The sequence below is a fragment of the Achromobacter sp. FW305-C-30-7 genome (genome assembly GCF_058783105.1).
In genome coordinates this window covers 588988-611995 of the sequence record NZ_JBYSYI010000005.1, presented here as the reverse complement: position 1 = coordinate 611995, position 23008 = coordinate 588988, and the positions used below count along the sequence as shown (strand labels likewise).

The following is a 23008-nucleotide window of genomic DNA, read 5'->3' as shown; positions in this document are numbered from 1 at the left end:
GCCCCTGACCTCGTCAGGGGCCTTTTTTTCGCCACGACCGCCCTCAGCTGTTACAGTGAAATTGCCAAACGGGCCGATCCCCCGGCCTGTCATCAGAAAAAGGGGCCCAGCATGAACGTCGCTGCGATCTCCGCCATCCACCGGGCTGACGCGCCCTACCCCGCGCGCTCCGCCGCGCTGGACGCCACGCGCCCATTCCTTGAAACGCAAGGCATTGCCCATGTCCGAGCCGCCAAGGCCGCGGCTGCGGGCCACGCCGCGCCAGCCATCCGCGAACGCGACCACCAGCTGCCCGCGCTGACCATCATCGGCGCCTCCAATGCGGACGCGCTGCGCGACCTGCACGCGGAATCGCGCATGCGCCGCGCGCTCGAGGCGTTCACCACGCAACCCGACCCGACTGCCCAGCGCGCCGGTTCCGCCAACGACCTGGGCACCATCGAAGGCCTGATGCCGCTGCAAGCCTACCGTGTCGCCATGGGCAACCCGCAGGTCCAGGAACTGCAGACCGCGGTGGCGATGAAGGCGGCAGGCCTGGGCATCCCCAAGGTCGCCAATATCGGCGCGACCGAGAACGTCACGGACCAGGCGCGCTACCGGCCGGGCCACACGCCCTGACCAAAAAAAAACCGCCTGACGCTTTCATCAGGCGGTTTTTCATGCAGGACCGGACGGAGATCAGTGGAAGAATTCCGCAATCATCGTCGCACCCAGGAACGTACCCGCGTTGGCGGCCAGGGACACCACCACGATCTTCCAACCCAGCTTGCGGAAGGCGGGCAGGTCCTTGAGGATGGACAAGCCGGCCATGGCCAGGATCACGGTCGTGAACGGCAGGAAATTGACCTTGCCGACCATCGCGATGATCTGGTCCGAGTACGGCAGCACGCCCGGGCAGCCCGCGGTCATGGCGATCAGCGACAGCACGAACACGGCCGGCAGCTTGGGCACCACGCGCAGCACCAGGTCGGCGATGACGACCAGCAGGATGATGATGCCCATGCCCGGCAAGGCGTCGGCGAACGGCACGTTGTAGCCCAGGCGGTTGCCCACCAGCGCGAACAGGCCGCAGATGACGTAAGCGGTCAGGCGGTCGCCGAAGCCCATCTTGGCGCCATGCGCCGGCGTTTCCTGCGCGGCGCCGTCATTGGCAACCGCGGCGGTCTCGGCCTTGCCGCGCGAGAAGCGGCCCAGTACGGGCTCCAGCTTGTCGTACAGGAAGATGGTGGTCGGCAGCGAGATGAACAGCGTGAAGTACACGCCCACCACCGTGGTCAGCAGGTTGGCGGCGGCGGCCAGCGCGGCCACCTGGTGCGCGACTTCGGGCGTCTGCTGGGAGGCGATCGCGCCCACGCCGGCAGCCATCATGCTGCCCGAGCCCACGCCGGCGCCCATGGCGAGCGAACGCGGATCGAAGATGTTCAAGCTGGTGATGAAGCCGGCCATCAGCGCCACGAACAACGCGCCGATCACGGTGCCGGTGATGTACTCGGCCATCACGCCGCGGCCTTCGGGCGAGTTCATGCCGTAGCGCTCGCCGATGATGGCCAGGCTGGGCTCGCGGCCCACCGAGAAGGTTGCGCCGATGGCTTCGCGCTTGATGCCCAGCAGCAGGGCCAGCGGCAGGCCGATGGCCATGGTGCCGAAGAAGTGGCCGAACTCCTGGAACACCAGAGCCCAGCCGGCTTCGCGCACCTGCGGCAAGGCGCCGCCCACCATCAGGCCCAGCTTGGCCAGGAAAGGCAGCAGCGCGTATTGCAGATAACCGCTGATGCGGGTTTGCATGGCGGTGTCGATGTTCAGGCCGGCCGGCAGGCGCTGGCCACAGGCGGCGACGATGGCGCCGATGAAGATGGCCCACAGCATCGGCTGCAGAACGATCTTGCCCGGGCCGACGTTGAAGGTGGCGCTGCCGATCGCTTCTGAAATGACGACCACCAGCAAGATGGCGGCAAGCATGCGGATGCGCCCGGATAGCGGCATGGAGGGCGCGGCCAGGCTGGCGCTGGCGTGTGACATCGGATTCCCCTGATGAACGTGAATAATCGTCGTGGCTGTCCGCCGCAACCCCGTCCGGCCGGCGCCCCGGAGGAGCGTCGCGGCGCGGCGGCGGCGAGGCGCTCGCAGCAGGGCCGATTTTCGCCGGGGGCCCAGCATGCAACCATGACAGGGCTGGCGCATAAACGTTGCGTAAAATGCAACAGAAAGGCTTTTCCAGGGAAAATTTTGCATGAACTTGGGTCATGCAAGGGTAAACCCTAGATTTTATCTGTGGATCTGCCGCCGCACTCCCCCTCGGAGCACCGCCATGGACGAAAAACTCGACGCCCGCCGCACTCACTACTTCATGCAGGTCATGAGCCGCGGCTCGGTGCGCGGCGCGGCCGAAGTGCTGGACATGGACCCGTCCGCCGTCAGCCGCGCCATCGCCGCGCTGGAACGCGATTGCGGCATCGCCCTGTTCGAACGCCGCGGACGCGGCGTGGTGCCCACGGATGCCGGACATATCCTGGCGCGCTACATCAAGCGCCAGCAGGACATCCAGGAGAGTTTCTTCTCCGAGATCGACAGTCTGCGCAAGGCCGAGCGGGGACACATCGACCTGGTGCTGGGCGAAGGCTTCGTGGAACTGATGTTCGAACGCGTGCTGCCCGGCTACTGGCGCAGCCACCCCGAAGTCACGCTGGACATCGACGTGGCGCGCACCTCCGAGATCGTGCAGCGCATCGTCGACGACCGCGCCTACATAGGACTGGTGTTCCAGCCGCCCAACGACGCCCGCCTGCGCACCCATTACTCGCGGCCCGAACCGATCCGCGCCATCGTCCGCGACGACCATCCGCTGACCCGGCTGCGCCGCCCGCTGCTCTTGACCGACCTGGCCGACTATCCCGGCGCATCCATGCAGGAAGGGTTCGGCGTGCGCCAGCATATCCAGGCCGCCGAAATCAGCGAACAGGTCCGGCTGCGCAATGTGCTCACCACTTCGTCCTTCAAGGCGCTGTGGCAGTTCGCCGCCGCCGGCATCGGCTACGCGCTGACGCCGCCCATCGCGGTCACGGCCGACATGCGCGCTCAGCGCCTGGCCAGCCTGCCGCTGGCCAACCCCATCCTCAACCAGGGCAGCCTGCACGTGCTGAGCCGCGCCGGCCGCCACGTCTCGCCCGCCGCGCGCGAGCTGCTGGAGCATATCGTGCGCGGCATCGGCGCGCCGGCCGGTTCCATGCCTGATACGGTCGAGTAAGCCAGATCTGCATCTGTTTCCCCGGCGCGCGGCGGCCTACATTGGTGGCATCCGCCACTACGCCAGGAGAGACAACATGCTCAGTTTCTTGCGCACGGTCAAATCCGTGCTGTGGGGATTCTTCGGCGTGCGCCGCGGGCGGGGCTACGATGCCGACATCGCCAACAACAAGCCGGCGCCATTGATATTGACCGGGCTGCTGATGGCGGCTTGTCTGGTGGTCATCCTGGTGCTAGTAGCGCGTTGGGCTGTAAACGCCGCGTTGTAAATCGGCCGTCCCGCGAGAATGGCCGTCCCAAGGCGGGACAGCCCCCTCGGGGGGCAGCAAGCGCGCGCCAGCGCGTGCAGCGTGGGGGCCCATTACCTTATTACCAGAATGACTTAGACGGTCGCCGCAGCTGCCTGTTACGGTTATGAACCCCTTTCCCCTGCCGCATTGCGCCAGGCGAGCGCAGGGATTCAGACCGAGAAGACTTCAAGGGCAGTAGACATGTACGTGTATGACCCCGTCGACCAGCAACTCGTCGAGCAGCGTGTGGCGCAGTTCTCCGACCAGACGCGCCGCTTCCTCGATGGCCAACTAACGGAAGATGAATTCCGTGTTTTGCGTCTGCAGAACGGCCTGTACATCCAGCGCCACGCGCCCATGCTGCGCGTCGCCATTCCCTACGGCATCCTGGCGTCGCGCCAATTGCGCACGCTGGCGCACATCGCGCGCAAGTGGGACCGCGGCTACGGCCATTTCAGCACCCGCCAGAACATCCAGTTCAACTGGCCCAAGCTCGAAGACGTGCCAGCCATCCTGGCCGAGCTCGCCACCGTGCAGATGCACGCCATCCAGACCAGCGGCAACTGCATCCGCAACACCACCACCGACCATTTCGCCGGCGTCGCGCCGGACGAGCTGGTGGATCCGCTGGTGTGGTGCGAGATCATCCGCCAGTGGTCCACGCTGCACCCCGAATTCGCCTTCCTGCCGCGCAAGTTCAAGATCGCGGTCAGCGGCGCGGTGCAGGACCGCGCGGCCGTGGGCGTGCATGACATCGGGCTGCAAGCCGTCGAACGCGACGGCAAGCTGGGCTTTCGCGTCTGGATCGGCGGCGGCCTCGGCCGCACGCCCATCGTCGGCAAGCTGATCAACCCCTTCGTCGAATGGCAAGACCTGCTGACCTATCTGCAGGCCGCGCTGCGGGTCTACAACCTGCACGGCCGCCGCGACAACAAGTACAAGGCGCGCATCAAGATCCTGGTGAAGGACCTGACGCCGGAAGTCTACGCGCAGCAGGTGGACGAACAATGGCAGCTCATCAAGGGCGGCCCCGACACCATCACCCAGGAATTCGTCGACACCATCAGGACCCGCTTCGTCTGGCCGAAATATGACGCCGCCGCCGCGCAGGACGTCGACAACACCGCGGCGCTGGCCGCCGCCGATCCGCGCTTCGCGCGCTGGCTGCGCACCAACGTGCATCCGCACAAGGCGGCCGGCTACGCCGCCGTCACCGTATCGCTCAAGCCCACCGGCGTGCCGCCGGGCGACATCACCGCCGACCAGATGGACGCGGTGGCCAACCTGGCCGACGACTACGGCTTCGGCGAGCTGCGCGTCTCTCACGAGCAGAACCTGATCCTGGCCGACGTACGCCGCGCGCGCCTGCATGAACTCTGGACCACGCTGCAGACGCTGAACCTGGCCACGCCCAACATCGGGCTGCTGACCAACATCATCGCCTGTCCGGGCGGGGATTTCTGCGCGCTGGCCAATGCCGTCTCCATCCCCGTGGCCGAAGCCATCCAGCGCCAGTTCGACAACCTCGACTACCTGTTCGAGATCGGCGAGCTGGACCTGAATATCTCGGGCTGCATCAACTCCTGCGGCCACCATCACGTGGGCCACATCGGTATCCTCGGGGTCGATAAGGCCGGCGAGGAGTGGTATCAGGTCACCATCGGCGGGCGCCAGAACGGCGCCGCCAAGCCGCTGCCCGACATCGAATCCACGCGCGGCGGCGGCGCCGCGATCGGCCGCATCATCGGCCCGTCGTTCGCGCGCGACCAGGTCGCGGGCGTGGTGGACCGCCTGGTCCGCACCTATCTGGGCCTGCGCGACAGCGAAGAGGAACGCTTCATCGACGTGGTGGACCGCGTCGGCATCGATCCCTTCAAGCAGGACGTGTACTCCGATCCCGCCTTCGCCAAACCCGCGCAGCACGCCGAGGCCGCCCATGTCTGAAATCTATCCGCACGACGCCCCCGGCCCCCACCTGATCCGCAACGGCCGGCTGGAAGCCGACGCCTGGCGCGTCTTCACGCCTGAGCCCGAAGTCCCGGCCGAGGGCCAGGTGCCTGGCGACGCGCCGGGCTGGATCGTGCCGCTTTCGGTCTGGAAGACCTCGCGCGCCACGCTGCGCCGCCACCAGCATCCGGTCGCGGTCCAGCTCGACCCGGACGCCGACCTGCGCGACCTGGCCGAAGCCGACGGCACGCTGGATCCCGCCGGCATCGCCTTCATCGCCGTGGACTTTCCGGTCTACACCGACGGCCGCGGCTATTCGCTGGCGCAGCTGCTGCGCACGCGCTACCAGTGGCAGGGCGAATTGCGCGCGGTCGGCGACGTGATGATCGACACCATCCACTACCAGGCGCGCGTCGGCTTCGACAGCTTCCTGGTCAAGCCGGGCCATGATCCCCACAAGGCGCTGGACGCGTTCAAGACCTTCACGGTCCACTATCAAAAAACCTATCGGGTGCCGGCGCCAGCGGCCGCCTAGCCGCCCGAAAACCCCGGCAGCGCCCAGCGCTGCGCCCTGACCTCGTCTTGCGCCAACTGGGCGCGGATCAGGTCGGCAATGCCACGCTGGCGTGCCGCCTGCATGCGGCTGATCAGGCTGGACACGCTGACGGCCAGCCGCGGATATCCGCCCGCGTCGCACAGGGCCACGCCCACCCCCAACACGCCGGGCACCGCGGCATTGCCCACCACCGACCAGCCGCGGTCCCGCGTGTTCTCCACCAGGCGCCGCATCTGCGCCACCGTCATGCCGCCATAGGCGCGCAGCGCCTGCTCGTTCTGCGCAATCACCTCTTCCGACTCGTCCGGCGGCAATGCCGCCAATAGCGCCAGCCCGGCCGCCCCCACGCCCAGCGGCTGGCGGTGCCCCACCGTGACCGCCAGCACCTGCACGGGATAGTTGCCCACCTCGCGGTGCAGGCAGAGCGAATCGTTGCCGGCGCGGCAGATGAGGAAAGCGGAATCGCCGCTGACATCGCTGATCTGCCGCAGCACCGGCCGCAGGTCGCGCACCGCCTGCGCATGCGGATCGCCCGCCATCATCACGCCCAGCTCGGCCACGCGCCAGCGCGGCGCCTCGGACTCGCGCAAGGCGTAGCCCTCCTGCACCAGCACATCGAGATAGCGATAGGCCGTGGTCCGCTGCATGCCTGCCGCGCGCGCGATGTCGACCACGTGCATGCCCGCCGCGCCCGCCTGCCGCAGCACGCCCAACACGCGCAAGCCGCGGCGCAACACGCGCGGTCCCGAGCCTTCGGATTCTGGCTTGTTCAATTTTTGGACAGATTGCGTTGATGAGGCCTCTATCAAAGCCCAATATGAAGTTGGACAGACGCAGAGTTGTCCAAATATTAGACAAACAGGACGGAGACAACAATGAAGATGCAAAGCAAGCGGTGGGCCGCCGCGGCGGCCGCCCTGGGCGCGCTGCTCGCGGCCCCGGCCCTGGCGGCCAAGCCCTATCCCGAGCGTCCCGTGACGCTGGTGGTCGGCTACGCGGCGGGCGGCGCCACCGACATCGTGGCGCGCCTGATGGCGAAGTCCCTGTCGGAAGAGCTGGGCCAGACCATCGTGGTCGAGAACAAGACCGGCGCCAACAGCAATATCGGCGCGGAAATCGTCGCGCGCGCCGCGCCCGACGGCTACACGCTGTACGTGGGCTCCATTGCCAACACCATCAACCGCACGCTGTACAGCCAGCTCAACTATGACTTCGTGAAGGGCTTCGAGCCCGTGGGCCTGCTGGCGACCATTCCGAACATCCTGGTCGTCAACCCCAAGCTGCCGGTCAAGACCGTGCAGGAATACGTGGCCTACGCGAAGAAAAATCCGGGCAAGCTGACCTGCGCCTCGTCCGGCAGCGGCTCGTCCATCCACCTGTCGTGCGAGCTGTTCAAGATGCAGACCGGCACCGACATCCTGCACGTGCCATACCGCGGCAGCGGCCCGGCCGTGGCCGACCTGCTGGGCGGCCAGGTGGATTCCATGTTCGACAACCTGCCCTCGTCGCTGCCGCACGTGCAGGCCGGCAAGCTGCGCGCCATCGGCGTCACCTCGCCGCAGCGCCTGCCCTCGGCGCCCGACACGCCCACGCTGGCCGAATCCGGCCTGCCCGGCTTCGAGGTGGAATCCTGGTTCGGCGTGATGGCGCCGGCCGGCACCCCCAAACCCGTCGTCGAGCGCTTGAACCAGGCCATCAACAAGGCGCTGGCCAGCCCGGCGCTGCAGGCGTCCTACCAGCAGTCCGGCTTCTACGCGCCACAGCAGCCCAACACCCCCGAGACCTACGCCCAGAAGATCGCCAGCGAGATCGACAAATGGGGCAAGGTCGTCAAGAGCGCCAACCTCAAAGCCAACTAGGAACACCAGGATGTACCCGATAGATTTCTTCTTCCGCGCCGCCGAGCAGTATCCGGACCGCATCGCGCTGGACGGCCCCGAAGGCCAGGTCACTTACTCGCAATTGGCCGCCGATACGCGGGCGCTGGCCGCGGCCTTGCAAGAACTGGATCCCGCGCCGCAGACGCGGGTGGCGATCTGCGCCGGCAACTCCGCGCGGCACATCCTGGCGCTGCTGGCCGTGCTGGCCAGCGGCAAGGTGTGGGTGCCGCTCAACTACCGCAGCACGGAGCGCGAGATCGGGCGCATCCTGGACGCCACCGAGCCGTCCATCGTGATCGTCGACGGCGTGGGCGCGCCGCTGGCGCCCGCGGCCCAGGCGCCGCAAGACCGCCGCCACATCCATCTGGACGACGCGGCGGCGCCGCTGGCATTGGACGCGCTGCTGGCCCGCTGCGCCGGACGCGAGCCGCAGCGCCACGTGCTACCGCGCGACGCCACCCAGGCCATCAAGTTCACCGGCGGCACCACCGGCCTGCCCAAAGGCGTGATGCAGCCGTACCACGCATGGAACGCGGGCATCATCAACCAGATCTCCAGCTGGGGCCTCACCCACGAAGACCGCTATGTGGTGGCCGCCCCCATCACGCACGGCACCGGCACCTACCTGCTGCCGGTGCTGGCGCGCGGCGGCGCCCATCTGCTGCTGGACGGCGTGACGCCGGCCAGCATCACCGCCGCCTTCCGCGAACGGGGCGGCACGCTGAGCTTCATGCCGCCCACGCTGATCTACATGATCATGGCGCAGCCCGGCGTCTCGCGCGCCGACTTCCCGCGACTGCGCAACCTGATCTACGGCGGCGCCCCCATGCCCGTCGAAAAGATCGACCGCGCCCGCGCCTTCTTCGGCCCGGTGCTGGGCACCACCTATGGCCAGACCGAGGCGCCGCAGATCGTGACCGCGCTGCGCCCCGCCGACCTCGAAGCGCCGGAGAACCGCGCCTCGGTCGGGCGCGTCACCTGGCTCACCGACGTGGCCATCATGGCGCCCGACGGCGCGCTGTTGCCGCGCGGCGAGATCGGCGAGGTGGTGGTGCAGGGCGACCTGGTCATGTCCGGCTACTGGCGCCTGCCCGAGAAAACCGCCGAGACGGTGCTGGACGGCTGGCTGCATACCGGCGACACCGGCTTGATCGATGCGCGCGGCTACCTGTTCCTGAAGGACCGTCTGCGCGACGTGATCATCACGGGCGGCTTCAACATCTACCCGGTGGACGTGGAGAACGCGCTGTCCGCGCACCCTGCCGTATACGAATGCTCGGTATTCGGCCTGCCGGACGACAAGTGGGGCGAAGCGGTCCACGCCGCGGTGCAGTTCCATCCCGGCGCAGAGGCCAGCGCAGACGAGCTCAAGGCCCACGTGCGCGGCCTGCTCGGCCCCGTGGCCACACCCAAGCAGTTCCACATCCATGACAGCTTGCCGCGCTCCAGCGTGGGCAAGGTGCTGAAAAATGCCGTGCGCGACGCGGCCCAGAAGGAGACCCCATGAAAACGCCCGAAACCCGCCTCTGCGCGCATCACCTCACCGGCATGTCCTACCGCGACGTGGACCTGGTCGAGGACCTGATCGGCAAGAAGACATTCACCGAAGTCATGATCATGCAGATCCTGGGCCGCGAGGCGCGCCCGGTGGACCTGCGCATCGTCGACGCCGTGCTGGTCACCTTGATGGAGCATGGCCTGACGCCCAGCGCCATCGCCACGCGGCTGATCTACATGAGCGCGCCGGAGAACCTGCAGGGCGCGGTGGCGTCCGGCCTGATGGCGGTGGGCAGCCAGTTCGTCGGCACCATGGAAAATTGTTCGCGCCTGCTGGACCGCATCCGCCAGGCCGATGACGGCCACGCGGAGGCGCTGACGATCGCCCGCGAATTCCGCGCATCGCGCAGCGCCCTGCCCGGCTTCGGCCACCATCTGCACAAGCCCGACGATCCGCGCTCGATCAAGCTGCTGGCGCTGGCCGAGGCCGAACCGGACCTCAAGGGCGACTCGCTCAAGGCGCTGCGCCTGCTGTCGGCCGCGATCGACCAGACCTACGGCAAGCACATCACCATCAACGCCACCGGCGCGGTGGCGGCGCTGCTCAGCGAGATCGGCGTGCCGACCGAACTGATGCGCGGCTTCGCCGTCATCTCGCGCGCGGCCGGCCTGGTGTCGCACGTGGCCGAAGAACAGCAAAGCCCGTCCGGGCGCTATATCTGGGAAACCATCGATCACGCCATTCCCTACGTGGGCAAGGGAAAGACCCACCACGGCGAATAGCCGCCGTGACGGCGCGGTCGCCTGGCGGGCAGAATCGCGTGGAGGACAGGGGGCTGACAGGCATGTAGGCCTGACGCCCCCAAACCGTCAGCCCAGGTTCGGCGCCAAGGTGCGCTTCAGGTCCTCGATGCTGCGGCCGCTGCGGGCTGCGTAGTCCTGCAGCTGGTCTTCGCCGATCACGCCCACGTTGAAATACTGCGACTGCGGGTGGCTGAAGTAGAAGCCCGACACGCTGGACGCCGGGTACATGGCGTAGCTGTCGGTCAGCATCATGCCGATGTCGGCGCCGTCCAGCACGCGGAACATATCGGTCTTGATGACGTGTTCCGGGCAGGCCGGGTAGCCTGGCGCCGGGCGGATACCCACGTATTTCTCGGCAATCATGTCCTCGTTGGACAGGGCCTCGTCGGGCGCGTAGCCCCACAAGTCCTGGCGCACGCGGGCATGCAGGCATTCGGCGAAGCCTTCGGCCAGGCGGTCGGCCAGGGACTTCAGCATGATGCTGGAGTAATCGTCCAGCGCCTTTTCGAATTCCGCTTCCTTCTTCTCGATGCCCAGGCCCGCCGTGACCGCGAACATGCCGATGTAGTCCAGTTTGCCGCTGGACTTGGGCGCAATGAAGTCGGACAGGGACTTGTTGCTGACGCCTTCGCGCTTGGCGCCCTGCTGGCGCAGGTTGCGGTAGGTGAACAGCACCTCGCTGCGGGTCTCGTCCTTGTAGACCTCGATGTCTTCGTCGTTGATGCTGTTGGCCGGATAGAAGCCCACCACGCCGTTGGCGGTGAGCCAGCGGCCTTCGATGATGCGCTTCATCATGGCCAGGCCGTCGGCGTAGACCTTGCGTGCCTGCTCGCCCACGACCTTGTCGTCCAGGATGGCCGGGAACGGGCCGAACAGGCTCCAGGTCTGGAAGAACGGACCCCAGTCCACGTATTTGGCGATCTCGGCCAGGTCGTAGCTCTTGAAGGTGCGGCGGCCAATGAACTTGGGACGCGGCGGCGTGTAGTTGTCCCAGTCGATCGCGGGGCGCGAGGCGCGCGCTTCGGCCAGCGGCAGGATGGGCGTGGCCTTGCGGTTGGCGTGGCGGCGGCGCACCTCTTCGTATTCCCCGGCCAGTTCGGCCAGGTACGTTTCCGACTGGTCGGACATCAGGTTGGTCGCCACGCCCACCGAACGGCTGGCGTCCGGCACGTAGATGACCGGGCCTTCGTAGTTCGGCGCGATCTTCACGGCGGTGTGCACGCGGCTGGTGGTGGCGCCGCCTATCATCAACGGCAGCTTGCGGCTGCGGAAGTACTCGTCGCGCTGCATCTCGCTGGCCACATAGGCCATTTCTTCCAGGCTGGGCGTGATCAGGCCGGACAGGCCGACGATGTCGGCGTTCTCTTCCTTGGCCTTTTCCAGGATCTGGGCGCAGGGCACCATCACGCCCATGTTCACGACTTCGAAGTTGTTGCACTGCAGGACCACCGACACGATGTTCTTGCCGATGTCGTGCACGTCGCCCTTGACGGTGGCGATGACGATCTTGCCCTTGGCGCGCACGTCGCCGCCGGCGGCCGCGATCTGGCGCTTTTCTTCCTCGATGAAGGGAATCAGGTGGGCCACGGCCTGCTTCATGACGCGGGCGGATTTCACCACCTGCGGCAAGAACATCTTGCCCTCGCCGAACAGGTCGCCGACCACGTTCATGCCGTCCATCAGCGGGCCTTCGATCACTTCGATGGGGCGGCCGCCGCGATCGAAGATCTTCTGGCGCACTTCTTCCGTGTCTTCCACGATGAAGGTGGTAATGCCGTGCACCAGCGCGTGCGACAGGCGCTTTTCCACTTCAGCGTCGCGCCAAGCCAGGTCTTCTTCCTTCTTGGCGCCCGAACCCTTCACGCTGTCTGCGAACTGCACCAGGCGTTCGGTCGGCGTGCGCTCGTCGTCGGCTTCGGTCTTGCCGACGGGCTCGGCGCGGTCCAGCACCACGTCCTCGACCAGGTCGCGCAGCTTGGGATCCAGGTCGGCGTACACGCCCAGCTGGCCGGCGTTGACGATGCCCATCGTCATGCCTTCCTTGACGGCGTAGTAGAGGAACACCGTGTGGATGGCCTCGCGCATGGGCTCATTGCCGCGGAACGAGAAGCTGACGTTGGACACGCCGCCCGAGATGCGGGCGTGGGGCAGGTTCTCGCGGATCCAGCGCGTGCCTTCGATGAAGTCCACGGCGTAGTGGTTGTGCTCGTCGATGCCGGTGGCGACCGCGAAGACGTTCGGATCGAAGATGATGTCCTCGGGCGGGAAGCCTTCTTCCTCGACCAGGATCTTATAGGCGCGGCCGCAGATTTCCTTGCGGCGCTCCAGCGTGTCGGCCTGGCCCAGCTCGTCGAAGGCCATCACCACCACGGCCGCGCCGTAGCGGCGGCACAGGCGCGCATGGTGGCGGAAGGGCTCCAGCCCCTCCTTCATGGAGATCGAGTTCACCACGGGCTTGCCCTGCACGCACTTCAGGCCTTCTTCGATGACTTCCCACTTGGAGCTGTCGATCATGATCGGCACGCGCGCGATGTCGGGCTCGGAGGCGATCAGGTTGAGGAAGCGGCGCATGCAGGCCACCGAATCCAGCATGGCCTCGTCCATGTTGATGTCGATGATCTGCGCGCCGTTCTCGACCTGCTGGCGGGCCACCGCCAGCGCCTCGTCGTATTTCTCTTCGCGAATCAGGCGGGCGAACATCTTGCTGCCCGTCACGTTGGTGCGTTCGCCGACGTTGACGTACAGCGTGTCTTCGTCGATGTTCAGCGGCTCCAGGCCCGACAGGCGAGTCTTGACCGGAATGTCCGGCACGGCGCGCGGGGTCAACGACATGACCTTGGCCGCGATCTCGCGGATGTGGTCCGGCGTAGTGCCGCAACAGCCGCCAGACATGTTGACCAGCCCGGCGCGGGCGAATTCCTCCAGCAGCGCGGAGGTATCGGCCGGCGTTTCGTCAAAGCCGGTCTCGGCCATGGGGTTGGGCAGGCCGGCGTTGGGATAGACGCAGACGTAGGTGTCGCAGATGCGGGCCAGCTCGGCCACGTAGGGCCGCATCAGCGCCGCGCCCAGGGCGCAGTTCAGGCCGATGGTGATGGGGCGCGCGTGGCGTACCGAGTTCCAGAAGGCTTCCACGGTCTGGCCGGACAGGATGCGGCCCGACGCGTCGGTCACCGTTCCCGAGATCATGACCGGCAGGCGCACGCCGCGGGCCTCGAACACTTCCTCGGTGGCGAAGATGGCCGCCTTGGCGTTGAGGGTATCGAAGATGGTTTCGATCAGGACGATGTCGATGCCGCCGTCCAGCAGGCCGTTGAGCTGCTCGACATAGGCGACGCGCAGTTCCTCGAAGGTGACGTTGCGGGCGCCCGGATCGTTCACATCCGGCGAGATGGACGCTGTCTTGGGCTGCGGACCCAGCGCGCCGGCCACGAATCGCGGGCGGTCGGGCGTGCTGTAGGCATCACAGGCCTCGCGCGCCAGGCGGGCGGACACCAGGTTCAGTTCGTAGGCCAGTTCCGGCAGCTCGTAATCGCCCTGCGCGATGGTGGTGGCGCCGAAGGTGTTGGTCTCGATGACGTCGGCGCCGGCTTCCAGGTACTGGCGGTGGATCTCGGAGATCACGTCCGGCCGCACCAGCGACAGCAGTTCGTTGTTGCCCTTGACGTCCTTGCCGTGATCGGCGAAGCGCTCGCCGCGGAAGTCCGCCTCGCCCAGCTTGTAGCGCTGGATCATGGTGCCCATGGCCCCATCCAGGATCAGGATGCGCTTGCCCAGCAGGCGGGCGAATTCGCCGCCGTGGGTATAGGCTTCGGGCGGGTAAGGCAGGCGGGGATACGACACGGGCAGGTCCGGATGGAGTTGGCGACAGCGGCGCTATGTGGCGAAAAAGCGAAAAACGCCGCAAAAACAAGCCCTGATCGTAACAAAATGGGCCTGTTCGCGCCTCCGGGTGATACAGTTTCGGCCCCGAACCGGTGCTTTCGGCGTACGGGCCAGGCAAGAACGCAACACTTGCCGGCCGCGCGCGAAAGGTAAACGGGAAACAGGAAGAACCTCCCAGGACTGCGGCCCCACAAGGCGCCGGCAACCCTGGCTCCAGCCTGTGCTGCCCCCGCAACGGTCCCCATGCGCGCGAAACGCCCATGGCAGCCCGATACCGGCCAGTTCGATCGCAAGGAAGTCCATGCAATACCGCCAGGCCCTCACCGGCCCGCTGCGGCGTGGGCGTCCTCCCCATCGTGTATGGCCTGCGGGGTCGCGGGTCGCATCGAGGTTACGTAGATGAAAATCCGCTCCATCCGGCGCTATGCCGGCGCCCTGCTCTGCTCCGCCCCGGCCGTCGCCGCCGCCCAGCAAACCGCCTCCACCACTCCCCAGCTCGACGCCGTCACCGTCACCGCCCAGCGCGTGCCGACCGACGGCCGCACGCTGCCGGTGTCGATCTCGGTCATTACCGCCGAAGACATCGCCGCGGCGAGCGCCCGCACCATGCAGGACGTGCTGTCGACCCAGGCCGGCATCCACCTGATCAACACCAGCAGCTCCAGCGACAACTCCATCGTCGACCTGCGCGGCTTCGGCATCACCGGCGCCAGCAACACGCTGATCCTGATCGATGGCGTCAAGCAAAACACCAACGACCTGTCGGCGCCGAGCCTGGGCGTGGTGCCGCTGGACCAGGTCGAACGCATTGAAATCGTGCGCGGCAGCGGCTCGGTGCAATACGGCGGCGGCACCACCGGCGGCGTGATCAACATCATCACGCGCTCGGATTTCGCCAAGGAGCCGGTCACCGCCCGCGCCACCGCCACCTTCGGCAGCTACGGCCTGCGCCAGTACGACGCCGCCGTGGCGCTGAACAATGAAAAGGTCGGCGTCGACGCCTATATGCAGTCGCTGCACAGCGACGGCTACCGCGACCACAGCGGCGAGCGCCGCGAAGGCGGCGGCGGCGGCATCACCTTCCGCCATGACGACGGCTCGATCCGCCTGTATGGCCGCACTACCACGCAGAAGCTGGAACTGCCCGGCCCGCGCACGATCAATCCGACCACCGGCCTGAACGAATACCAGGACGACCCGCGCGGCTCGAAGAACGACATCGACTTCGTCAAGACGACCACCACCACCTTCGGCCTGCAGCTCGAGCAGGCGATCGGCGCCGGCACCCTGTACGCCGACCTGTCGACCCGCGAGAAGAAGCTGGACGGCCTGACGTACGACGGCTTCGGCGACATCCAGCGCGATCAGAAGCTGGAAGAGAACATCGCCAGCGTGCGCTACCGCCTGCCGATCAACGGCGGCCACAGCATCGTCTTCGGCGCCGACGGGCAGGAAGCCAAGACCACCGCCAACCAGAACGCCTATTACGACTTTCAGCCGTCGAAGTGGCAGTCGCGCCAGCACCAGTACGGCCTGTTCGCCGAGGGCCAGGTCCGCGCCACCGACAGCACCTACGTGACGGCCGGCGTGCGCCGCCAGTACGCATCCGACGACCTGGACGTGATCTCCGGCTCGGGCACGGCGTCGGATCGCAGCAACCACCTGACCGCCTGGCAGCTGGGCGTGCGCCAGGACCTGCCCGCCGGCTTCGGCGTGTACGGCAAGGTCGGCCGCAGCTTCCGCCTGCCCAATGCCGACGAACTGCTGTCGGTGCAGAACCCGCTGGCGCCGCAGACGTCGACCGACAAGGAAATCGGCGTGACCTGGCAGTCGGCCAGCAGCAGCGCCCGCCTGTCGTACTTCCGCTACGACCTGACCAACGAGATCCAGTACAACCCGCTGGCCGATGGCATCTGGGGCCCGGGCACCGGCGCCAACACCAACCTGGACCCGACCCGCCGCCAAGGCATCGAACTGGAAGGCCACACCGCGATTTCCAGCAGCGTCTCGCTAGACGCGAACCTGACCTGGATGGAAGCGCAGTTCCGCTCCGGCACCTACGCCGGCGTGGACTTGGCGGGCAAGACCGTGCCGCTGGCGCCAAAGTGGCTGGCCAACGCCGGCGTGACCTGGCGCCCCACCGATGCGTTCCTGTGGAACGTCACGGCGCAATACGTGGGCAAGTCGCGCATGGACAACGACCAGGCCAACCAGTTCGCCAAGGAACTGGACGCCTACGTGCTGTTCAACACCAAGGTGGCCTACAAGTTCACGCGCAACATCGAAGGCGCCATCGGCGTGAACAACATCTTCGACCGCCAGTACGCCACCTACGGCATCCGCGGCGGCAACGCGTCCTTCGAGATGCTGGGCCCCGTCGCCAACTACAGCCTGTACCCCGCGCCGGGCCGCAACTTCTACGCGTCGCTCACGCTGCGCTATTGATAGCGGCATTCCGATATAGTCGGCGTTCCCCGCTGGCTATATCGGCTTTCTGCATGACCCACGCAAGCGCCCGTTCTCGCATCGTTCCGCGGCTGTTCCTGGCCCTGGGTACGCTGCTGTGCGCGGTCGGCGCCACGGCCGGCCAAGCTGCGGCGCAGACCGCCGCAGGTTCCGCGGCAAGTCCGGCGACGGCTTCCGGGCCTGCCTCTGCCACGGCCATCCAGGTCGGCGATGACCAGGGCCGCACAGTCTCGCTGACCGCCCCCGCCCGACGCGCCGTCACCCTGGCCCCGCACGCTACCGAACTCGTCTTTGCGGCAGGCGCAGGTGACCGCATCGCCGCCACCATCCGCGGCAGCGACTATCCGCCCGCCGCCCGCCAGTTGCCCGTGATCGGCGACGGCACCCAGCCCGATGCCGAACGCGTGGCGGCTGTCCGCCCTGACCTGCTGATCGCCTGGCAGCCCGCCGCCGCGGCGCCGTTGGCGCGGGTGATGGACAAGCTGGGCGTGCCGGTGTTCTACAGCGATCCGCAGACCCTGGCCGCCATCCCCGACGCGGTCGAACGCATGGGCACGCTGTTCGGCACCGAGGCGCAGGCGCGGCCCGCGGCCCAGGCCCTGCGCGCGCGCCTGGACGCCCTGGCCTCGCGCTATGCCGGCCGCCGCCCTGTGCGCGTGTTCGTGCAGGCGGGACTGGATCCCATCTACACCCTGAACGACAGCAGCATCGTCAGCGACGCGCTGCGCGTCTGCGGCGGCGTCAACGTCTTCGGCCAGGCGCCCGTGGTCGCCCCCCAGGTCACGCTGGAAAGCGTGCTGGCGGCGCGGCCCGAGGCGGTGCTGGCCGGCATCTCCCGCCCGCAGGACGCCGCCCGCAACCTGGCCGCCTGGCAGGCGCTGGGGCTGCCCGCCGCCCGGCTGGGCCACGTGTACGGCGTCGACGCCGACGCCCTGTACCGCCCGGGTCCGCGCCTGATCGACGCCGCCGAGACGATCTGCGCCGATCTGGACCGGCTGCGCTGATCTTGGTCCGCGCACGCCACGATCTTCAAATAGTGGAACGCCGCATTTCAACGGACGCCTCTGCCGTGCGGCGTCGTGCTTTATCATTCGAGCAACGAATCGCCAGTCCCCGCGGGCCTCGCATCGTGCGCACCCGCCCTTTGAACCTCCGCCATGACCACTCAAGACACTCTCACCATCGCCGGCCGCGCCTACTCGTCGCGCCTGCTCGTCGGCACCGGCAAGTACAAGGACTTTGAACAGACCCGCGCGGCGCTGGATGCCAGCGGCACCGAAATCGTCACGGTCGCCATCCGCCGCACCAATATCGGCCAGAACCCCGGCGAACCGAACCTGCTGGACTACGTCCCGCCGTCGAAATTCACGCTGCTGCCCAATACCGCCGGTTGCTATAGCGCCGACGACGCCGTGCGCACGCTGCGCCTGGCGCGCGAACTGCTGGACGGCCACGACCTGGTGAAACTGGAAGTGCTGGGCGACCCGCAGACCCTGTTCCCCAACATGCCCGAAACCCTGAAGGCCACCAAGACCCTGGTGGACGACGGCTTCAAGGTGATGGTGTATTGCACCGACGATCCCATCCAGTGCCGCATGCTGGAAGACCTGGGCGCGGTGGCCGTGATGCCGCTGGCCTCGCTGATCGGCTCGGGCATGGGCATCCTCAACCCCTGGAACCTGCGCCTCATCATCGACCAGGCCCGCGTGCCCATCGTGGTGGACGCCGGCGTGGGCACCGCGTCGGACGCGGCCATCGCCATGGAACTGGGCTGCGACGCCGTCCTGATGAACACCGCCATCGCCGGCGCGCGCGATCCCATCCTGATGGCCAGCGCCATGAAGAAGGGCGTGGAAGCCGGCCGCGAGGCCTTCCTGGCCGGCCGCATGCCCAAGAAGCTGTACAGCGGCGCCCCCAGCTCGCCCACCGAAGGGCTGATTACCGCCGGCGCCCCCAAATGAGCAGCCGCCAGCAGGCCGCCAGCGGCCGTCCCATCCCCAACGCGCTGACCATCGCCGGCGTCGACCCGTCCGGCGGCGCCGGCATCCTGGCCGACGTCAAGGCCATGAGCGCGCTGGGCGCCTACGGCTGCGCGGTGATCGCGGCGCTGACGGCGCAGAACACCCAGGGCGTCACCGGCATTTCGGCGGTCCAGCCCGCCTTTGTCGGCCAGCAGATCGACACGCTGTTCGCGGACGTGCGCATCGACGCAGTCAAGATCGGCATGCTGGGCCAGCAGCCGGTGATCCAGGTGGTGGCCGAGAAGCTCGCCAAATGGACCCCGGCCCATGTGGTGCTGGACCCGGTCATGGTGGCCAAGAGCGGCGACCTGCTGCTGGAGCGCGACGCCGTGGGCGCCATGCGCGAGGCCTTGCTGCCCCAGGCCACCCTGCTCACGCCCAACCTGCCCGAGGCCGGCGTGCTGCTGGAAGAGCGCCCGGTGGAAACCGTCAAGGAAATGCGGCGCGTGGCCGAGCGCCTGCGCAACAAGCTGGCGCACTCGGGCGAACGCTGGGTGCTGGTCAAGGGCGGCCACCTGCCCGGCAACGAGACCATCGATCTGCTGCACGACGGCGACCGCATGATCGAATTGCCCGGCCACCGCATCGAAACCGTCAACACCCACGGCACCGGCTGCACCCTGTCGGCGGCGCTGGCTGCGCTGCTGCCGCAAACCGGGGACGTGCCCGAGGCCGCGCGCCGCGCCAAGGCCTACCTGACGGAAGCCATCCGCCATGCCGAACGCCTGTCGGTGGGCTCCGGCCACGGCCCGGTGCACCACTTCCACGCCTGGTGGTAGGCGCGGGCAGCGCCTGAAACATCTGTCGGCGGGGCGCGGCGTCACAGGACGCTACGAATCGGTACAATGGTCTGTTGATTCCTCTGTTTTTTCTGACCGTCATGAACGCTTCGACCCTGCCCGACGTAGAACAAGCCCGCTTCAACATGGTGGAACAGCAGATCCGCCCCTGGGACGTGCTGGACGCCAACGTGCTGCAAGCGCTGTTCGATGTGCGCCGCGAACAATTCGTTCCGCCGGCCCTGCGCGCGCTGGCGTTTTCCGACCTGGAACTGCCGCTTGAGATCAACGCGGTCAACACCCGCCAGAACATGCTGGCGCCCAAGGTGGAAGCCCGCCTGGCGCAAGAGCTGCTGCTGACCAAGTCGGACTGTGTGCTGGAAATCGGCACCGGCTCCGGCTACCAGGCCGCGCTGCTGGGCTACCTGGCGCAGCAGGTCACCTCGGTCGAGATCGACAGCCGCCTGGTGACGTTCGCGCAGCAGAACCTGCAGATGAACAACGTCACCAACGTCAAGGTCGAAACCGGCGATGCCCGTAACGGCTGGGGCTCCACCGAATACGACGCCATTCTCGTCACGGGTTCCGTGCCGACCGTCCCCGACGCGCTGAAGTACCAGCTGCGCGTGGGCGGCCGCCTGGTCGTGGTCGTGGGCCAGGCCCCCGTCATGACCGCCTGTCGCATCACCCGCACCACTGCGGCCAGCTTCGAAACCGTGAACCTGTTCGAAACCGTCATCAAGCCGCTGCGCGGCGTCGCGGTCTCGCAGTTCAAGTTCTGATCCCCAACCCCGCAGCCGGGCGCCTGCCCCTCTGACGGGGCAGCGGCGCCCAGGGCGACCCGGCGTATCGTTGATCATCATGCGTGTCCGATTGCTAACGGCTTTACTGGTTTTTACCTGCGCCGCAAGCGTCGGCCCATCGCTTGCCCGCGCGCAAAACCTGATACAGATCTGGCAATCGGCGCTGGGCAATGACCCCATCTACGCCGCCGCGCGCGCCAACTACCGCGCCGGCCTGGAAAAAGAACCCCAGGCCCGTTCCCTGCTCCTGCCCCTGATCTCCGCCGAAGCCGGCGGCGCCTACCAGGAAACCCGCAGCACCCGCGGCCTGGGCGTGGCCTACAGCGGCGGCCGCGGCGTCTGGGACCTGTCCCTGACCCAGCCGCTGTTCGACTGGGGCCGCTGGCAGAACTTCGAACAGTCCAAGCTGATCGTCGCCGACGTCGAGGTGCAGCTGCAGCAGGCCTACCAGGACCTGCTGCTGCGCGTGGCGGACGCCTATTTCAATGTGCTTTATGCCCAGGACACGCTGACCGCCACCGAAGCCGAAAAGGCCGCCGTGGCCGGGCAGCTGGAGTCCGCCAAGCGCAATTTTGAACTCGGCAACGCCACCATCACCGACACCTACGAGGCGCAGTCGCGCTACGACCTGGTGGTGGCGCAGGAACTGCGCCTGCAGAACGACCTGGAAGTCCGCCGCGACGAATTGGCCAAGATCATCGGCACGGCGCCGGGCGCGCTGGCCGAACTGCCCTACGGCGTACAACTGCCGGCGCCACAGCCCGCCCGCGTGGCCGACTGGAGCAATCAGGCCGAGGCCTCCAGCCTGGACGTGCTGCGCGCGCAACTCTTGACCCGCATCGCCGGCCGCGAGATCCAAATCGCCAAGAGCGGCCATTACCCCACCCTGAACCTGCGCGCCAGCAGCGGCAGCGCCAGCGACGCCGTCATGCGCAATGCCGCGCCGGGCAAGCCCATCGACAGCACGATCGGAGTGGTGCTGTCGATTCCGCTGTACTCCGGCGGCGGCGTCTCGTCGCAAGTGACCGAAAAGGTCCAGCTGGAGCAAAAGGCTCGCCACGACTACGAGGCGGCGCGCCGCCAGGCCGTCCAGTCCGCGCGCCAGTACTACACCGGCGTGACCAGCGGGCTGGCCCGGATCCAGGCCCTGGAGGCCGGCGAAAAATCCAGCCGCGCCGCGGTCGAGGCCAATCGCACCGGCTATGAGGTCGGGGTGCGTATCAACCTGGACGTGCTCAACGCCCAGCAGCAGCTCTACGCCACCCAGCGCGACCTGGCCCTGGCGCGCTACAGCACCGTGCTCACCAGCCTGCGCCTGAAGGCCACCAGCGGCATCCTGGCCGAAACGGACCTGGAAGCGATCAACCGCTTGCTGCGCGAGCCGCGCTGACCCCGCTGCGGGGGCCTGCGGTTACTGGTTCTGGATTTTTTTCACGAGCGCCGTGGTCGAGCGCTCGAACTCGAACGGAATCGCCACCGCGCGGCCGCCCCAGGACTTGACCAGGGCGGTCTCGGGCAGCTTTTCCATGTCGTAGTCGCCGCCCTTGACGATCAGGTCGGGCTTGAGCTGGCCGATCAGGGCCTCGGGCGTGTCTTCATGGAAGGACGTGACCGCGGTCACGCAGCCCAGCGCGGCCAGCAAGGCGGCGCGGTCTTCCATGCGGTTCAGCGGGCGCTCGGCGCCCTTGCCCAGACGGCGCACCGACTCGTCGGTGTTGACCGCCACCACCAGGGTCGCGCCCAGCTGGGCGGCCTGGTCGAGGTAGGTCGCGTGGCCCCGGTGCAGGATGTCGAAGACGCCATTGGTGAACACCAGCGGCCGCGGCAAGCGGCCGGCGGCGACGGCGGCGACGCATTCGTCGCGGGACAGGACCTTGGATTCGAAACGGGCGGCAGGCATGCGGCGATTGTATCGCCCCGGCTCAGGCGCCGCCCAGGATGATCTGCTTTTCCTTGGGCACGATCAGGGCCGTCATTTCCTTGCGGTAGCGGTTCAGGTCCTTCACCGTTTCGAAGCTGCGGTCCATCAGCTTGGACAGGATGTGCAGGATGCGCGTGGCAACCTTCTGCTCCCACTCGCCGTCAAAGCGGATCTGCGTGTCCAGCCAGTGCTCCAGCCAACCCGGTTCCGGCAGGCGCGACTGCACCGTGTCGTTGGGGAACAGGTCCTTGTTCACATGCAGGTTGGTCGGGTGCAGGGCCTGCTGCGTACGGCCGGCCGAGGCCATCAGCACGCCGATCTTGGAGAACGCCAGGCGGGCCTGCTCGCTGGTGTCCTGGCCGCGGTCGTGCAAGGCGCGGCGCATGTATTGCAGGTAGGCGCCAGCGTGGCGGGCCTCGTCCTGGGCCACGGTCTTGTAGATGGCCTTGATGACCGGCTCCGTGTGCCATTCAGCGGCGCGGCGGTACCAGTGGTTCAGGCGGACCTCGCCGCAAAAGTGCAGCATCAGGGTTTCAAGTTCGGGCGCGGCGTCGAACTCGAAGCGCACGTTGTGCAGTTCTTCCTCGGTGGGCACCAGGTCCGGGCAAAAGCGGCGCAGGTATTCGATCAGCACCAGCGAATGCTTCTGCTCTTCAAAGAACCACACCGACATGAACGCGCAGAAATCGCTGTCGCCGCGATTGTCGCGCAGGAACATTTCGGTCGCCGGCAAGGCTGCCCATTCCGTGATGGCGTTCATCTTGATCGTGTGGGCCTGCTCGTCCGAGAGCTTGCTGCGATCGAAATCACCCCAGGGAATGTCATGCGCCATGTTCCAGCGCACAGCTTCCATGGTCTTGAAGAGTTCAGGATAAAGCATGGTCTGCCCTTGTATTCGTCCCGCTAGTGGGGCTATAGA

Annotated in this window: 19 protein-coding genes; 14 read left to right on the top strand and 5 right to left on the bottom strand. The window is 67.3% G+C overall.

Annotation, left to right across the window (positions count from 1 at the left end; genetic code table 11):
* Positions 1-111: 111 nt before the first annotated feature.
* Positions 112-618 (top strand): hypothetical protein, encoded by a 507-nt coding sequence (locus tag AC3WOB_RS19755; protein WP_492275938.1) that lies wholly within the window; start codon positions 112-114, stop codon positions 616-618.
* A gap of 60 nt (positions 619-678) precedes the next feature.
* On the opposite strand, the gene AC3WOB_RS19750 is transcribed toward AC3WOB_RS19755, so the two are convergent.
* Entirely contained in the window at positions 679-2019 is a 1341-nt protein-coding gene (locus AC3WOB_RS19750) for a DUF3100 domain-containing protein (protein ID WP_492275937.1), read from the bottom strand.
* A 289-nt stretch (positions 2020-2308) separates the two neighbouring features.
* Between AC3WOB_RS19750 and AC3WOB_RS19745 the strand changes: the two genes are divergently transcribed.
* From AC3WOB_RS19745 to AC3WOB_RS19730, 4 genes are all read left to right on the top strand, one after another.
* Positions 2309-3244, top strand: a complete 936-nt coding sequence (locus tag AC3WOB_RS19745) for a LysR family transcriptional regulator (RefSeq protein WP_013391271.1) — start codon at positions 2309-2311, stop codon at positions 3242-3244.
* A gap of 76 nt (positions 3245-3320) precedes the next feature.
* Entirely contained in the window at positions 3321-3512 is a 192-nt protein-coding gene (locus AC3WOB_RS19740) for a DUF2970 domain-containing protein (protein ID WP_013391270.1), read from the top strand.
* Positions 3513-3734: 222 nt separating this feature from the next.
* Complete coding sequence (locus AC3WOB_RS19735) at positions 3735-5477, top strand: nitrite/sulfite reductase (RefSeq protein WP_013391269.1); 1743 nt, start codon at positions 3735-3737, stop codon at positions 5475-5477.
* Complete coding sequence (locus tag AC3WOB_RS19730) at positions 5470-6015, top strand: DUF934 domain-containing protein (protein ID WP_013391268.1); 546 nt, start codon at positions 5470-5472, stop codon at positions 6013-6015. The genes AC3WOB_RS19735 and AC3WOB_RS19730 overlap by 8 nt, the downstream gene beginning before the upstream one ends.
* Here AC3WOB_RS19730 and AC3WOB_RS19725 read toward each other — a convergent pair.
* Positions 6012-6809: an IclR family transcriptional regulator gene (locus AC3WOB_RS19725; RefSeq protein ID WP_492275936.1), complete on the bottom strand. Its 798-nt coding sequence runs from the start codon at positions 6807-6809 to the stop codon at positions 6012-6014. The genes AC3WOB_RS19730 and AC3WOB_RS19725 overlap by 4 nt on opposite strands.
* Positions 6810-6911: 102 nt before the next feature.
* Between AC3WOB_RS19725 and AC3WOB_RS19720 the strand changes: the two genes are divergently transcribed.
* Genes AC3WOB_RS19720 through AC3WOB_RS19710 form a run of 3 tightly spaced genes read left to right on the top strand, consistent with a single transcriptional unit; the run spans position 6912 to position 10196 of the window.
* A complete protein-coding gene (locus AC3WOB_RS19720; protein ID WP_013391266.1) occupies positions 6912-7895 on the top strand; it encodes a Bug family tripartite tricarboxylate transporter substrate binding protein in 984 nt (327 codons plus the stop codon).
* A gap of 10 nt (positions 7896-7905) precedes the next feature.
* Positions 7906-9423: a class I adenylate-forming enzyme family protein gene (locus AC3WOB_RS19715; RefSeq protein WP_492275935.1), complete on the top strand. Its 1518-nt coding sequence runs from the start codon at positions 7906-7908 to the stop codon at positions 9421-9423.
* Positions 9420-10196 carry a citryl-CoA lyase gene (locus AC3WOB_RS19710; RefSeq protein WP_492275934.1) on the top strand — a complete coding sequence of 259 codons (777 nt, stop codon included), beginning with the start codon at positions 9420-9422 and terminating at the stop codon, positions 10194-10196. The genes AC3WOB_RS19715 and AC3WOB_RS19710 overlap by 4 nt, the downstream gene beginning before the upstream one ends.
* Before the next feature lie 87 nt (positions 10197-10283).
* Here the strand turns inward: AC3WOB_RS19710 and metH are convergent, their stop codons facing one another.
* A complete protein-coding gene (gene metH, locus AC3WOB_RS19705) occupies positions 10284-14057 on the bottom strand; it encodes a methionine synthase (RefSeq protein WP_492275933.1) in 3774 nt (1257 codons plus the stop codon).
* 441 nt (positions 14058-14498) lie between these two features.
* Here metH and AC3WOB_RS19700 point away from each other — a divergent pair, with 441 nt between their 5' ends.
* The 6 genes from AC3WOB_RS19700 (at position 14499) to AC3WOB_RS19675 (ending at position 21558) form a co-directional block, all read left to right on the top strand.
* Entirely contained in the window at positions 14499-16544 is a 2046-nt protein-coding gene (locus AC3WOB_RS19700; RefSeq protein WP_013391262.1) for a TonB-dependent receptor, read from the top strand.
* A gap of 53 nt (positions 16545-16597) precedes the next feature.
* Positions 16598-17569 carry a cobalamin-binding protein gene (locus tag AC3WOB_RS19695; RefSeq protein ID WP_492275932.1) on the top strand — a complete coding sequence of 324 codons (972 nt, stop codon included), beginning with the start codon at positions 16598-16600 and terminating at the stop codon, positions 17567-17569.
* Between the two features lie 153 nt (positions 17570-17722).
* Entirely contained in the window at positions 17723-18526 is an 804-nt protein-coding gene (locus AC3WOB_RS19690) for a thiazole synthase (RefSeq protein ID WP_013391260.1), read from the top strand.
* Positions 18523-19365: a bifunctional hydroxymethylpyrimidine kinase/phosphomethylpyrimidine kinase gene (gene thiD / locus AC3WOB_RS19685; RefSeq protein ID WP_492275931.1), complete on the top strand. Its 843-nt coding sequence runs from the start codon at positions 18523-18525 to the stop codon at positions 19363-19365. The genes AC3WOB_RS19690 and thiD overlap by 4 nt, the downstream gene beginning before the upstream one ends.
* A 101-nt stretch (positions 19366-19466) precedes the next feature.
* A complete protein-coding gene (locus AC3WOB_RS19680; RefSeq protein ID WP_175211688.1) occupies positions 19467-20147 on the top strand; it encodes a protein-L-isoaspartate O-methyltransferase family protein in 681 nt (226 codons plus the stop codon).
* A 79-nt stretch (positions 20148-20226) separates the two neighbouring features.
* Positions 20227-21558: a TolC family outer membrane protein gene (locus tag AC3WOB_RS19675; protein ID WP_492275930.1), complete on the top strand. Its 1332-nt coding sequence runs from the start codon at positions 20227-20229 to the stop codon at positions 21556-21558.
* 21 nt (positions 21559-21579) lie between these two features.
* Here AC3WOB_RS19675 and rfaE2 read toward each other — a convergent pair whose 3' ends face one another.
* Together rfaE2 and AC3WOB_RS19665 are read right to left on the bottom strand one after the other, a co-directional pair.
* Entirely contained in the window at positions 21580-22068 is a 489-nt protein-coding gene (rfaE2, locus tag AC3WOB_RS19670) for a D-glycero-beta-D-manno-heptose 1-phosphate adenylyltransferase (RefSeq protein ID WP_492275929.1), read from the bottom strand.
* Between the two features lie 22 nt (positions 22069-22090).
* Positions 22091-22969, bottom strand: coding sequence for a ferritin (locus tag AC3WOB_RS19665; RefSeq protein WP_013391255.1), 879 nt, complete (start codon positions 22967-22969; stop codon positions 22091-22093).
* Positions 22970-23008: the final 39 nt, after the last annotated feature.

Bases quoted from the DNA above. Each gene is read 5' to 3' on its own strand.
- AC3WOB_RS19745 (WP_013391271.1), top strand. From the start codon at position 2,309: ATGGACGAAAAACTCGACGCCCGCCGCACTCACTACTTCATGCAGGTC.
- thiD (WP_492275931.1), top strand. From the start codon at position 18,523: ATGAGCAGCCGCCAGCAGGCCGCCAGCGGCCGTCCCATCCCCAACGCG.
- AC3WOB_RS19735 (WP_013391269.1), top strand. From the start codon at position 3,735: ATGTACGTGTATGACCCCGTCGACCAGCAACTCGTCGAGCAGCGTGTG.
- AC3WOB_RS19665 (WP_013391255.1), bottom strand. From the start codon at position 22,969: ATGCTTTATCCTGAACTCTTCAAGACCATGGAAGCTGTGCGCTGGAAC.
- AC3WOB_RS19680 (WP_175211688.1), top strand. From the start codon at position 19,467: ATGAACGCTTCGACCCTGCCCGACGTAGAACAAGCCCGCTTCAACATG.
- rfaE2 (WP_492275929.1), bottom strand. From the start codon at position 22,068: ATGCCTGCCGCCCGTTTCGAATCCAAGGTCCTGTCCCGCGACGAATGC.
- AC3WOB_RS19700 (WP_013391262.1), top strand. From the start codon at position 14,499: ATGAAAATCCGCTCCATCCGGCGCTATGCCGGCGCCCTGCTCTGCTCC.
- AC3WOB_RS19675 (WP_492275930.1), top strand. From the start codon at position 20,227: ATGCGTGTCCGATTGCTAACGGCTTTACTGGTTTTTACCTGCGCCGCA.
- AC3WOB_RS19695 (WP_492275932.1), top strand. From the start codon at position 16,598: ATGACCCACGCAAGCGCCCGTTCTCGCATCGTTCCGCGGCTGTTCCTG.
- AC3WOB_RS19755 (WP_492275938.1), top strand. From the start codon at position 112: ATGAACGTCGCTGCGATCTCCGCCATCCACCGGGCTGACGCGCCCTAC.
- AC3WOB_RS19750 (WP_492275937.1), bottom strand. From the start codon at position 2,019: ATGTCACACGCCAGCGCCAGCCTGGCCGCGCCCTCCATGCCGCTATCC.
- AC3WOB_RS19720 (WP_013391266.1), top strand. From the start codon at position 6,912: ATGAAGATGCAAAGCAAGCGGTGGGCCGCCGCGGCGGCCGCCCTGGGC.
- AC3WOB_RS19690 (WP_013391260.1), top strand. From the start codon at position 17,723: ATGACCACTCAAGACACTCTCACCATCGCCGGCCGCGCCTACTCGTCG.
- AC3WOB_RS19715 (WP_492275935.1), top strand. From the start codon at position 7,906: ATGTACCCGATAGATTTCTTCTTCCGCGCCGCCGAGCAGTATCCGGAC.
- AC3WOB_RS19710 (WP_492275934.1), top strand. From the start codon at position 9,420: ATGAAAACGCCCGAAACCCGCCTCTGCGCGCATCACCTCACCGGCATG.
- AC3WOB_RS19740 (WP_013391270.1), top strand. From the start codon at position 3,321: ATGCTCAGTTTCTTGCGCACGGTCAAATCCGTGCTGTGGGGATTCTTC.
- AC3WOB_RS19730 (WP_013391268.1), top strand. From the start codon at position 5,470: ATGTCTGAAATCTATCCGCACGACGCCCCCGGCCCCCACCTGATCCGC.